Origin of the sequence: Tabrizicola sp. (assembly GCF_022842145.1) — a bacterium.
Lineage (GTDB): Bacteria > Pseudomonadota > Alphaproteobacteria > Rhodobacterales > Rhodobacteraceae > Tabrizicola.
The window spans coordinates 132,522-145,299 of the sequence record NZ_JALHQD010000010.1; the positions used below are offsets into that span (position 1 = coordinate 132,522).

9 protein-coding genes are annotated in these 12,778 nt (G+C 62.7%); 2 read left to right on the plus strand and 7 right to left on the minus strand.

The window, feature by feature from the left end:
- Nucleotides 1-111: 111 nt before the first annotated feature.
- Nucleotides 112-1,134 carry a LacI family DNA-binding transcriptional regulator gene (locus Q0C42_RS19545; protein WP_295080048.1) on the plus strand — a complete coding sequence of 341 codons (1,023 nt, stop codon included), beginning with the start codon at nt 112-114 and terminating at the stop codon, nt 1,132-1,134.
- Nucleotides 1,135-1,224: 90 nt separating this feature from the next.
- On the opposite strand, the gene rsgA is transcribed toward Q0C42_RS19545, so the two are convergent.
- The 5 genes from rsgA to Q0C42_RS19570 form a co-directional block, all read right to left on the minus strand.
- Nucleotides 1,225-2,520, minus strand: a complete 1,296-nt coding sequence (gene rsgA / locus Q0C42_RS19550) for a ribosome small subunit-dependent GTPase A (protein WP_295080050.1) — start codon at nt 2,518-2,520, stop codon at nt 1,225-1,227.
- Nucleotides 2,521-2,585: 65 nt separating this feature from the next.
- A complete protein-coding gene (locus Q0C42_RS19555) occupies nt 2,586-3,647 on the minus strand; it encodes an ABC transporter ATP-binding protein (protein ID WP_295080052.1) in 1,062 nt (353 codons plus the stop codon).
- Nucleotides 3,647-4,429: an ABC transporter permease gene (locus Q0C42_RS19560; RefSeq protein ID WP_295080055.1), complete on the minus strand. Its 783-nt coding sequence runs from the start codon at nt 4,427-4,429 to the stop codon at nt 3,647-3,649. Before Q0C42_RS19560 ends, Q0C42_RS19555 begins: the two co-directional genes overlap by 1 nt.
- The gene (locus Q0C42_RS19565; protein WP_295080058.1) at nt 4,426-5,304 is read right to left on the minus strand and encodes an ABC transporter permease subunit; all 879 of its coding nucleotides are present in this window, start codon (nt 5,302-5,304) and stop codon (nt 4,426-4,428) included. The genes Q0C42_RS19560 and Q0C42_RS19565 overlap by 4 nt, the downstream gene beginning before the upstream one ends.
- A 94-nt stretch (nt 5,305-5,398) precedes the next feature.
- Nucleotides 5,399-6,502: an ABC transporter substrate-binding protein gene (locus Q0C42_RS19570; protein WP_295080061.1), complete on the minus strand. Its 1,104-nt coding sequence runs from the start codon at nt 6,500-6,502 to the stop codon at nt 5,399-5,401.
- 563 nt (nt 6,503-7,065) lie between these two features.
- Here Q0C42_RS19570 and Q0C42_RS19575 point away from each other — a divergent pair.
- Nucleotides 7,066-7,398, plus strand: coding sequence for a hypothetical protein (locus tag Q0C42_RS19575; protein ID WP_295080063.1), 333 nt, complete (start codon nt 7,066-7,068; stop codon nt 7,396-7,398).
- 1,132 nt (nt 7,399-8,530) lie between these two features.
- On the opposite strand, the gene Q0C42_RS19580 is transcribed toward Q0C42_RS19575, so the two are convergent.
- Together Q0C42_RS19580 and Q0C42_RS19585 are read right to left on the minus strand one after the other, a co-directional pair.
- Nucleotides 8,531-11,290: a glycoside hydrolase family 2 protein gene (locus Q0C42_RS19580; RefSeq protein ID WP_295080066.1), complete on the minus strand. Its 2,760-nt coding sequence runs from the start codon at nt 11,288-11,290 to the stop codon at nt 8,531-8,533.
- A 147-nt stretch (nt 11,291-11,437) separates the two neighbouring features.
- Complete coding sequence (locus Q0C42_RS19585) at nt 11,438-12,760, minus strand: extracellular solute-binding protein (RefSeq protein WP_295080069.1); 1,323 nt, start codon at nt 12,758-12,760, stop codon at nt 11,438-11,440.
- Between the last annotated feature and the right edge of the window lie 18 nt (nt 12,761-12,778).

Sequence of the window (12,778 nt, forward strand, 5' to 3'; positions counted from 1 at the left end):
TAGCGTTGACAAACGCTACGGTATATTCCCTTCATTCCGAAAGCTGTGTTTTCCCTCATTTCCCTCATCCTTTCTGATGTCGGATTGAGGGGTTTGCCTTGGGACAGGATGATGGCGCGCAGACCCACGATACAGGACCTTTCTGCCCGCGCCGGTGTCAGCGTCTCGACCATCGACCGCATCCTGAACGGACGGGACAAGGTCCGGCACGGAACCGCCGCCCGCGTGCTTGCTGCGGCCGAGGACATGGGCTTCTACGCCCTGCCCGCGTTGCGCCAAAGGCTCCAGCCCGCCCACCCAAGGGTGAAGCTGGGTTTCCTGCTTCAACAGTCCGATCGCGGATTCTATCGCAGTATCGCCGAGGCTCTGCGCACCGCTGCAGCCTCCGTTGACCCACCGGTCGAACTTCTGATCGAGCATCTGCAGGACCTCTCTCCCGATGCCGTCGCGGCTCAGATCCTGCAACTCGGCGCGCAGGTCCAGGCCCTTGCTGTCGTATCGGCCGAACATCCGCGCATCTCGGCCGCCATCGAAGAACTGGCTGCAAAAGGGGTGCCGACCTATGGCCTGATCTCTGACCTATCGGCCGCCTGCAGCACCGGCTACATCGGCCTGGACAACTGGCGCGTCGGACGCACAGCCGCCTGGGCCGTGACCGGCATGTCCCGCCGCCCCGGTCGGCTGGCGATCATTCTGGGCAATCACCGCTACCGCTGCCAGGATCTGAACGAATCCGGCTTCCGCTCCTATTGCCGCGAACACGCCCCGGACTTCACGGTCCTCGAACCCGTCCAGACCTTCGAGGACAACAGCATTGCCCGCGAAGTGACCGAACAGCTCCTCCGCCGCGAACCAGATCTTGTCGGTCTCTATGTGGGCGGCGGGGGCATGCCGGGCGTGCTCGAAGCGCTTCGGCAATCAGGCAGGGCCGGGACCATTGTTACGGTGGGGAACGACATGACCGAGCATACGCGCTTGGGACTGATCGACCGCGTCCTCACGATGATCGTTGCCCATCCGGTGCAACATCTGGCCGCGGAAGCGATCGCTCAGATGCAAGGCGACGCGGCGGTGGCTGCAGCGCCTCGAAAACGGGTTCTCGGTTTCGAGATCTTCGGGCCGGAGAACGTTTAGAAAGCGTCGGCGCCATGCTTTGCAACAACCCGTTGCCTGCCGATCGATTGTCTAGACTGTCCGCTATGGGCCGATATCTCCTTTGGGTGTTCAGCCCCGCTTGCTACTGGTTTTCGTCTGCTTGTTCCCGCGAGGCCCGGTCTGGACAGGGGTGTTGGACCGATTTTCGTCCACAAGTTTGCGCCAGCGCGCAAGACGCTCCGGATCAAGCCGCCCGGCCGCAACTGCTGCCTGGACCGCGCAGCCCGGTTCATGGTCATGAGTGCAGTCCCTGAAACGGCATTCAGGTGCAAGCTCGGTGATTTCGGCGAACACCTGGTCCAGCCCGACTGAAAGGTCGCTGGCATGCAGCGTCCGGATGCCGGGCGTGTCGATCACCCAGCCGCCTCCGGCAATGCGATGCAGCGAGCGGGATGTGGTGGTGTGGCGGCCCTTTCCGTCGGCTTCGCGAATGCTGCCGGTCAGCTGCGCCTCGTCCGGCGCTTTCTCACAAAGCGTATTCAGCAGTGAGGACTTCCCCACGCCAGACGAGCCTACAAGGGCGACCGTTTGTCCGACCGCGCACCAAGGCGCCAGCGCCGCGGCCGCTTCTGGCGCCGTTGCGTCCAGGGTGACGACCTCCAGGCCGCGCTGCAGTCCTGACACCTGATCCTGCCAGGGTCCGGTGTCTGCCACCTGGTCAGCCTTGGTCAGGATGATCACGGGCGTTGTCCCGGACTCGTTCGCAAGGGCCAGATATCGCTCGAGCCTTGCAACGTTCAGGTCATCATTACAGGACGAGACGATGAAGAGCGTGTCGACGTTCGCCGCGATAAGTTGCGGAGCCCCCCCGCCTTCGGTCCGCCTTTGCAGCGTGGTCTTTCGCTCCAGTCGTCGCACAGGGGTCCGGGTGTCAAGCTCTACCAGAAGCCAGTCCCCCACCGCGTAGTCCGCCGTATTGGCCTGGCTGGGAAGGTTCAGCTTCACCGGACCGGACTGCGATTCCGCTGTCACTCGGGCGCGGTGAACGGTCGCCACACGCATGCGTGCAAGGTGTGCTTCCGCTTGCCCGAGTTGATCGTTGAAAAACGCTGACCACCCGAGTGCAGCCAACGACAAAGGTTCCTGATCTGATGTGTGGGTCACGGTGATCTGCATGAGCGGGATCCAAGGCTGTTGCAAGGCTTGCTTTGAAGGGGGCACGCAACTGATGTTGGCCATCGCCCATATATAGAAAGCACCGCCCGCTGCGCAAAACACAACGGCAGAGTTCGAGAAGAGGTTTTGCTCAACACAAACGTCCTGTTGGGGCCGACCGATGCGTACCGGTCGGGTACTTAACAGGTCGATCCCCTCCGACAGGCACAGCGGATCTTCAATGTCGACGCCGAGGTACTTCAAGCGCACGGCGGCGTGGTCGCACCCGGGCAGCTTGCTGTCGCCAGCCGGATGCAAAGGTTATCCTTCAAACGCTATGCTGGAAGCAAAATCACATCGCTTGCTGCAAAGCTGATTTCAGCCGTGCTCCCGAGGGGCGGCGGTGGCTGGTCCGGACGGTTGAATGTATCCAGCGCGACCACCGTTCCCGCAACGCGCGCCCGGACGCGGATCACCGAACCGAGGAAGTGGACCGCTTCAATCGTGGCAGGTAGCACAACCTCGCAGCTAACGGCCCGGCCGAGGCGGATCGCTTCAGGTCGTAGCGCCAGGTTGACCGTCTCTCCATTGCGCGCCTCGATCGCGCCCGTTGCAAGGGCGATCCTTTGACCTGCGACGGTAATGAGCCCACGCTCGGCATCCTCCACCATTGCGGTAAACATGTTCAATGTGCCGACAAATCCGGCAACGAACCGCGTCCGCGGGTTGTTGTAGATCTCGAAAGGTGCACCGGCCTGCTCGGCTATCCCACCGTTCATCACGACGATGCGGTCGGAAATCGACATCGCCTCTTCCTGGTCATGCGTCACGAAGATTGTGGTGATCCCCAATTCGCGCTGGATCTCGCGGATCTCGTTCCGCAGCGAGACCCGCACCTTTGCGTCGAGCGCCGAGAGAGGCTCATCCAGCAACAGGACGCGGGGCTGGGGAGCCAAGGCGCGTGCCAGGGCCACGCGCTGCTGTTGGCCCCCCGACAGCTGGAAGGGGAACCGGCTGGCAAGGTCTGGCAGTCCGATCAACTGCAGCATCTCGATCACGCGAGCCTCGCGTTCGGCCCTTGGCACCCCCTTGACCTTCAAGCCGAAGGCAACGTTGTCGGCTACAGTCATGTTGGGAAACAGGGCATAGGCCTGGAACATCATGCCGATGGCGCGCTGGTTCGTGCGCTGGTCCGTGACATCTTGACCATCGATCCGGATCGAGCCCGAGGTCGGTGTCTCGAACCCTGCGACCATCCGCAGGACGGTCGTCTTGCCGCAGCCGGAAGGGCCAAGAAGGGAAACGAACTCGCCCTTGTCGACGCCCAGACTGAAATCCTTGACGACACGATTGGTGCCGAAGACCTTTTCAAGGTTGGTCAAATCAAGAAAGGCCATCAGACCTTTGCCCTTTCGTGTTTGGAGAACCGGGTCACAAGCTGGATAAGGCCCATGCAACCCCAAGTGATTGCGAAGGCGATCACGGCCAGAGCGGGCGGTTCATAGGCGCGATTCGCCCCGAGAAGTTGCATGAACGGACCGAACGCCGGACGGTTCAGCAGCGCTGCCATGGTGAATTCACCAATCACGATCGCAAGCGTAAGAAACGCCCCGGAGAGCACTGCGACCAGCACATTCGGCAGGATGATCCTCGCCAGGATCGTGATCCACCCCGCCCCCAGGCTTTGCGCCGCTTCGGTCAGGGTGGCGACATCAATGGTCCGCAGACCCGTGTCCACAGCCCGGTACATGTAGGGCAATGCCAGCGTAGCATAGCCCATGGTCAACAGAAAATCTGTGCCCAACGCCGAGCCAGTCAGTGGCAGGACGGACGAGGTGTTGTAAAGCCGGATATACCCAAAGACGATCACGATGGCCGGGATCACGAGCGGCAACAGGGTGATGAACTCGATGACCGGACGCGCTTGCGGAAGCTTCAGCCGTACCCAATAGGCGGTAGGCACTACAAGGAGGACGCCGAAGACGATGGTCGCCCCGGCCAGGATCAGCGAATAGCTGAAGGTGTCCCAGAACCGCTGGTCCTCGAACACCCGGCGATAAGCGTCGAAGGAATATTCGCCGCGCCGCATCTTCAAGCTGAACTCGGTCATGCCGACCAGCGGCAAGACAAAGAACAGCACGCCCAGCAGAAACGCTGTCCAGGCAAAAAAGCGGGTCATTTCAGCCACCTTTCCGACCGGGTGCGGAGGACGATGTAGGTCACGTTGGCCAGACCGGTGATGACGATCATCCCGAAGGCAAGGGCGTACCCGAGGTTCGGGTTGCCCAGCACATCCCCACGGATCTGCGCGAAAAGCTTGATCGGGACGATATTCAGCTGCGGCCCGGTCAGGGCAAAGGCGGTGGCAACGGCACCGAACGAGTTGGCAAAGAGCAGCGCGAAGGTCCCGAGTATCGAGGGGAACAGGATCGGCAGGGCCACCATCCGCCAGTATTGTGCACCGGTCGCCCCCAAGACTTCAGCTGCTTCGCGCCATTCGCGCTTCAAGCCGTCAAGCGCTGGGATAATGATCAGGATCATCAGCGGAATCTGGAAAAAGAGATAGGTGACCACCAGTCCCCAGAAGCTGAGAAGGTTGAACCCCATGGCACGCAGGTTGATCCCGAACTCGGTCTTGAGCCACAGCGTCACCAGCCCGGCCGGGCCAAGCGTCGCAATGAAGGCAAAGGCAAGCGGAACGCCGGCAAAGTTGGATGCGACACCGGAGAAAGTAAGAAGTGGACTGCGCACGCGCTTGGGAAGGCCGCCAAAGACCACGGCTGAAGCCATGGCAAAGCCTGCCGCACATCCCAGAAGCGCCGTGATCAAAGACAGCTTGATCGAGGTCCAGTAGGCACTGCGGATCGAGTCGGTATTCAGATCGATCAGGTTTTGCAGCGTGAAACCGCCCTCGGGCGACTGAAACGCACCGATCACGATCTTCATCGTCGGCATAATCAGGAAAAGCATCGCAAACGCCACGAAGGGCAAGATGCCCAGCCATTCGACCGGCAAGCGCCGTTTGGGCGGGCGGCGCAATTGTGCTTCGGACATGGGCCCCTCGTCTGTCGGACTCCCAAGGCGTCTGGCGGCCTCGGTGAGAATCCCCTCCCCGGAGCAAGCCGGGGAGGGCAAGTGTCAGGTCAGATCACTCGACGTTGGCGCCGACGGTCGTGTCCCAGCCCGCAGTGACTGCGGCCTTGTTTGCGTCCACCTCTTCCAGGGTCGGGAAATAGGCGGCCTCATACGACGCGGCCGGTGGCAGAGCATCTAGAAGATCTTGCGGGATCTTGCCTGCGGCCACCATCGCGTTGAACCGCGCGGGGTGGCAGTAGCCCTTCAGCCAGCCAAGCTGTCCCTCATCGCTATAGAGATATTCCATCCACAGTTTGGCGGCATTCGGCTGCGGTGCATAAGCACTGATAGCTTGCACATAGACCCCAGCCAGAACGCCTGACTTTGGGACCACGACTTCGACTGGCGGGTTTCCGGCCAGCGTGTCACGTGCAGCAAGAGCATTGTAGTCCCACATGACGACGATGGGCGTGGTGCCCTGAGCAAGCGTTCCGGCCTTACCGATGACCGGGACGAAGTTTCCTGCATCGTTCAGCTGCTTAAAGAACTCCAGTCCCGCTTGGCCCGCTGCTTCGCCAGGAGCGGCGCCAGTCGACATCCCCGCCGCCAGAACAGCAAGGATTGCCTGGTTCGACGCACGGGGGTCACCGGCCAACGCGACCTGTCCGGCATACTCCGGCTTCAAAAGATCGGCCCAATCCTGCGGGACGTTTTCCACCAGGTCCTTGTTCACGAGGAAGGACATCACGCCGTAGTAATCGGCATACCAGTGGCCGTCGGCATCCTTGATATTCTCGGGAATCTCGTCCCAGGTTGCGACCTTGTACGCCTGCGTCAGGCCTTCAGCCTTGGCTTGCGGACCAAAGGCCAGACCCACGTCGATCACGTCAGGCGCCTGTGGACCCTTGTTGTCCTTGTTCGCCTTGATCGCCTCTATCTCGTCGGCAGAGCCGGCGTCAGGGTTCAACTCATTGACGCTGATCTCGGGGTACTTTGCTTTGAAGCCTGCGATCACGTCGCCGTAGCCACACCAGTCATGCGGCAGGGCAATGGTGCTGAGCATCCCCTCGGCCTTGGCGGCAGCCTCGACTTCGGCGAGTGACTGGGCGGTAGCGGTCGTCGCAGCCAGCAATGCTACCAGGCTGGCGGTGCGTCCAAGCGCAGTTCTGATTGTCATGTTGGTATCCTCCTTTGTTGACCGGCCTCGTGTAACCTTGGCGCGAGACAAGTTGCGACATCTTGCGCTCGGTCGTGCCGTTTGCTTGTCCAACCTTGTTAGGGTGGAGTTCGCTTGATTTCCAGTCCTATCACCGTCGGGGCAAGGAATGCCCATGGTGGCCTATCAAACCAGTACTCATGCGTCCGTCGACCTTCTGCCCGATGCAGTGGCTGTGTCTTGTGTCGTCCGGGCAAGCGGCAAGGATGTCGGGGGCTGCCTTGGCATCATGCGTATGATGTCTGATCGGATCTTCCCGGCCAGCGCCAGCAGCCGATCCGGATCTTTCCCAAGATGGGCCGCAATCTTGATGGACAGCGCCTCGGGGGCGGTGGAAAGATCTCCCGCTCGCTCTTGGATGAGGCGGGCCAGGGCCGCGGAGGGTAATGGCGCGGGCTTCTAGAGCAGGAGGACCAAATTTCGCACGCGTAATACACTGTGCACAAGGACGCGCGTCAAACCTCCGGGGGTGCAAGACAAACTCCTCGCCCTGGAAGGCCGCATTGCAGCAATCAATGCGGAACTTGCCGGCCCTGCCCCAACGCCGGTGCGTTAACCCGGACCTGTCGGAGTTCTACTGGCGCAAGGTCACGGAGCTTGCCATCACGCCTGCGGATCCTGCGGCTGCCTCGCCCCCGCGAGAGGTGGTGCGAAGCCTGATCGAGAAGGTCTCCGGGCGATGGAAGGAGGGCCAGGCGGTCATCGTGTTCGACGGCGCGCTGAGGGCGTTGCTTGAGCTGGCCCAGAATGCAAAAAGCCCCGCGTTGACGGGGCGTGTAGGTATCGAGTTTAGTTCGCTTGAGGTGGTTGCGGGGACAGGATTTGCGCAAGAGCCTACGATTTGTATCGCCGCATGATCCTCATGAACGATCTAGCCTTAGGACGCCCACGGCCCAAAGCGGACGGTCAGCGCGAAAAGCGTTTACGCGCAACTGGGATCATCCACCTTTGTGCGCAAGACGATGTATGAGCCCTTCGAGCACCTTGCTTCAGCCCGTTTTCTTTTCTCCAGTGCCCGACTGGATCGCGTTGGCAAACAGGTCACCGGGCTTTGGCGCGCCAGGCTTCTTGCCTGTCTTTGTCTTTTTCACTTCTCGGTTGCTGGGACTTTTACCTTTGGGCGGGGCTTAGTCCTTTCGCCCTGTTCGGGCTGTCCGAGGAAATATGCCCGCCTTGTTCAGGCGGGGTAGCAAGCGGGGGATATCCCAAAACTCGAAGCCGTGGTCGTCGATGCTGAACTTGTCAGTGTCGACAATCCACATCCAAAGCGCGATGCCAGCTGCATCGACAGCGCCCTACTATACCCTCAAGTGGCGCCTGGAAGGAGCGCGTTGCTCGGGAAGATCTCCGCGGTGGACCGCGTTGACTGTTAGATCCGAATGTCAACGAGTGATGTCCAACTTAGTTTGTGACTTTTGCCGTGCTGGCTCTGCATTTGGGTTTGCTTTGCTGAGACATGGAAATGCCGCTCGCTGTCTACAGGACATGGGCCTGTGAGCCGTGAAGAACCGTATTCGGATCAGGGAGCAAGCCATTGCCGCGCCAGTCATCCGCCCTATCAAAGCGTGCGCGGCGATGGTTTGACCCCAAATGCACCGCATTGATGGCAAGAACCGTGCAGTGCAAAACAGCAAAGCAGTGGGATCGGGCGTCTTGCTGTAGCCCAGAGAAGTGGTGATCGCCGTGCCGGGAGCGGGCATCGTGCCGTAAGCGGATTGCGAGGTCTCCGGTACCCGCCTCCATTCCTTCTGATGGCTTAACGAAAGCTAGCGTCCGAGGGTTTCAGCCAGGGTGTCAGGTTTCAGCTTCGACCCCGTTCTGGTCACTGCCTCTTCTCCCGCTCCCGGACGCGGCCGCATTTCGTGGCAGGCATCGCCGCCCCAGTCGGTCTTTCAGCGGGTTAACCAAGTCCGCCGCTGATGTGAACAATTCCCAGCCAGCGACTGTGGTCTTAGCCAGGCCTCAGCTTCGGGGCCGCGACAGGATGCGTCATTCCCGCGCCGACAGTGACAGCAGACCGTCGAACAGCGCGCTCGCAACGGGGTCGGCGTCAGGGGCCGCTGCGTTCAGCCGAAAGGTGGTCGCAACCAGTTTCCCCCGACCAAGACGCTTTTCGATGATGAAGGCTCCGGGCTTGTGGACCCATCCCACAACGACACCGGCATGGACGCGGCCCTGGAACTCCCACGGCCGGAAGCCGGTCATCAGTTGATGCGGCACGACCCCGGTGAATGACAGGTCGAACATCGGCCCGCCCGGCAGGTGCGAGAACACCCCGTCCCGGCGCAGCCAACTGAAGTTGCCGACCCAGTCGCCACGCCAGATGCTGCGGTGGCGGTCGACCAGCTGGTAGCCGGGGAAGGTGAAGTAGGCACCGGACCGAAACCCGCCCTGTCCGTCCTCGATCTGCATCGACATCGGCCCGTCGCGCGGCGACAGGTCGTCGCGCAGCCGGCCCGAGGCCTTGGCGACCAGTTGCAGGATCCGTGCCCCGGCGTGGATCTCCTCGACCCGCGCGGCGTCGAGTGAATGGGTGACGAAAACCTGCGCCTCCTTCGCGCCGGTGACGGTATGGCCCAAGGCAACAAGCCGTTCGGCCAGCGCATCGTCATCGGTGGCGACGCAAACCGGCGCGACCTCGCGCCGAGCATGGACGGATACGCTTTCGTCGTTCTGCGCCAGCACCCTGCCGTCAGGGGCGGTCAGCGTGAAGCTTGCCGTGACCATCGCCGAAGCCGCCCCTGCCTCGGTTGCCCCGGTCACCGGCGCGGCCGCGACGGCCATCGGCCCGGTCGCGGCCACCTTGACGGACCCGGAGTCCTTGCCGAACGCCCAATTCAGCACCGTCCCCTCCGGCAGGCTGGCCCCGCCGGTCGCGACGCGCACATCGAACATCACCGCCTCGCCGGCCCGCGCGGCATGGCGCGCGAGCCCGGGAGAGATGACGATATCGGCGTTGGCCTTGGGCATCGCGGACGCAAAGATGCGGGGGTTCCGCGCCATGTCGAGAAGGCCATTGCCCTCCCAATGCACGTCGGTGAATTCGGTGATGACATAGCCCGCGATGGTCGGGTGGCGTCGCATCGCTTCGATCTCGTGCTTCAGGTTCATCCACTGGTGCCACTGCACCTGATCGATGAAGCCGGTGAAGCTGCCGAAGACCTGCCCGAGACCCAATTCGCGGAAGCGCGCCTCGATCCCCTGCGGCAGGGCCACGCCATCAGCCCAGGTTGCGCCATAGGCCATCCACCACGGGTCCTGCCCGTCCTTGCGCAACAGGTCGGGCTGCGGCAGGCCCCAGACGCCGAACTCGGACAGGATCAGCGGCTCCTGGCCGGTCCGGGTGATCCCCTCGCCGGTGCCGAAGGTCCAGTCGGCGCCGGCAGCGAACTCTTCGTTCAGCGCATCCCATTCCTCGCGCCGGTCGGTGGCGGTCCGGTAGTAGTGGTAATCGTTGAGGTCGGTCTTCACATGCCAGTTCGGGAAACAGGCCGAGTTGTCGACGACCAGCCGCAGCGGATCTTCGGCCTTGAGCCAGTCCACCATGTCCGACAGCCACTGCCGCTGGTCGGCCACCTCGCGCAGGCGGGTGCCCCAGTCTTCGTTGATTAGCGTCCAGATGATGATCGAGGGGTGGTTGCGGTCACGCGCGAGGATGCCCTCCATCGTCGTTCGCAACCGCGCGGCCGAAGCGGGAGTGAACGTCTCGATGTTCGGGATTTCGGTCCAGATCAAGAGGCCCAGCCGGTCCGCGACCTCATAGTAGCGCGGGTCGGGAACCTTGATGTGGCAGCGCAGGCAGTTCAGCCCCATCGCCTTGGCCTTGCGGGCCTGATCTTCCAAAAGCTCCAGCGACGGCGGCGCACCGAAACCGTCCGGGTAGTAGTCCTGGTCCAGCGCCCCGCGCAGATACAGCGGCTGGCCGTTCAGCCAGATGCTGCCGTCCCGCGTCTCGATCTTGCGGAAGCCGAAGGTCTCGCTGAATTCATCCTCGTCCCCGCCCGCCAGCGACAGGATGGCGCGCAGAGTGTAAAGCGCGGGCGTGTCGGGCGACCAGGGCTGGATGTCGGCCAGCGTCAGATGATGGCGCAGCCGCGCAGCTTCGACCGACAGCGTCGCCGCATGGGCCAGCTTGCCAAAAGGGTCGGTGATTTCCAGCCTGACGCTGCCCCGGAAGGCCGCCGACAGCGAAAGGTCGATGTCCAGCCGCCCATCGGGCCAGTGCGGGTCCAGCCGCAGGCTTTGGATATGGATGCGGGCGCGGGCTTCCAGCCAGACGGACTGCCAGATGCCAGCCTGCGGGCCATACCAGCTTTGCTTGCCATGCGGGATCTCGGCGAAGTCGCTGCCGTCCCGATGATGGCCGTCGGGAAGGTCGCACTGAACCTCCAGCCGGTTCGAGGCGCGGATCAGGTCGGCAGGGATCACCACGTCGAAGGGCAGATAGCCGCCCTCGTGGCGGGCGATTTCCTGCCCGTCCAGCCGGACCACGGCGCTGTCGCTGACCGCACCGAAACAGATCGCAACTTCGCGCCCCTGCCAGGCGGCGGGAATAGCGATGTCGCGGGCATAGGTTGCTTGGCCGAACGCCACGGCCAATTCGGGAAACTGCGCCTGCCAGTGGCCCGGAACCCGGACCTTGTGCCAATCCGTCTGGCTTTCGTGTTGGAACTCCCAGATGCCATCGAGGGAAAGCTTGGTCCGAAGCGGGGTCCGGGCAAGCAGCGAAAGCGGGGAGTTCGGCGTCATGGTAGGTCCTTGCGGGTGGGTCTTTCAGGGAATGGCTGGGTGGTCCGGGGCCCGCCGCACTGCGCAAGCGGGAGGAAACCGTCGTCAGGAAAAGGCAGGCCCCGGAAGTCTTGCCTGGGCGCGGGCTTGGCGTCCAGGCAAGGGGTCTTAGCGGTTGCGGCGCAGGATCTGGTCGACAGACTCCTGCATCGCGGCCAGCGCGTCCGCTGGTTCGGTCCCGGTCAGCCACATCGCGTTCAAGTCGGTGGTCATCGCCGAGAAGATCCCGCGCTGGTTCTGCACGACCGGCAGCGCCGTCGCATTCTCCGCCGTGGCTGCAAAGTCGCTGCGGTGAGGGAGCGCCGCGAACTCAGGGCTGGCGATGACCGACTGGCGGACCGACAGGTGGCCGGTGCGCGCCCACTGGAAGTTGTTGTCGTTCAGGAACTTGATGAACGCCAGCGCGGCTTCGGTCTCTTCGGGGGTGCGGCCTTCATCTTTCGGCATCACCCACATGTGGCTGTCTGCCCAGACTTTCGGCGCGCCGAAGATGCCCGGAACGTTGGCCACCGCGTAGTTCTTCAGCACGGCCTTGCCGCTTTTCGCCTGGCTGTCGTAGTTGTCGACGCCCCAGGTGCCGTTGATCAGGATGCCCGCTTCGCCGTTCAGGAACGCCTGCTCGGCCCCCGGATAGTCCAGCGCGGTGTTCGCCAGACCCTCGTCGTAGATCGCCTTGATCAGCGCGGCGGCCTTTTCACCCTCGGGCGTGGCGATCGAGGCTTCCTTGCCGTCAGCCGACAGCACGTCGACGCCCTGCTGCCACATGAAGCTCTCCCACAGGCGCACCATCATCCCTTCGGACGACTGCGATTCCGTGGCGATGTAGAACTTGCCGGTCTTTTCCTTGAACTCCTTGCCCATCGAGATCAGCTCTTCGGGCGAGGTCGGCAGCTTGATCGATCCGTCCTCGTTCACGAACCCGGCCTGCGCCATCAGGTCCACATTGACGTGGAACAGAAGGGCATGCAGGTCGTAGGGCAGCGCATACAGCGTGTCGTTCGTGGTCGCGTTCTTCAGCGCGGCGGGAACGAAGTCGGCGGTGTCGATGCCCACCTTGGCAAAGCCGTCGGCCAGCGGAACCAGAAGGTCGCGGTCCGAGAAGTTCGGCAGCACGGACGAGTGCATGACGGCGACGTCCGGGATGTTGCCGGTGGAATAGGTCGCAGTCAGCTGGTCGTAATAGGCACCCCAGTCCACCGTCTGGGTCACGACCTTGGCGCCGATGGTGTTCTCGGCGTTGAACTGGTTCGCCAGCGCTGTGATGATCCCGCATTCGCCATTGGCCTCCGCGGCCTTCATGACGGTGCCATAATCGGTCTGGCAATCGCCGAAGAAGCGGAAGAAGCTGATCTCGACCGCCGAGGCCGTTCCGGCAACGCCGGTCAGCGCGGTGGCCAGCGCAAGGCGCGCCAGAAGTTTCGAATGGTGCATCATATCCTCCTATGGATG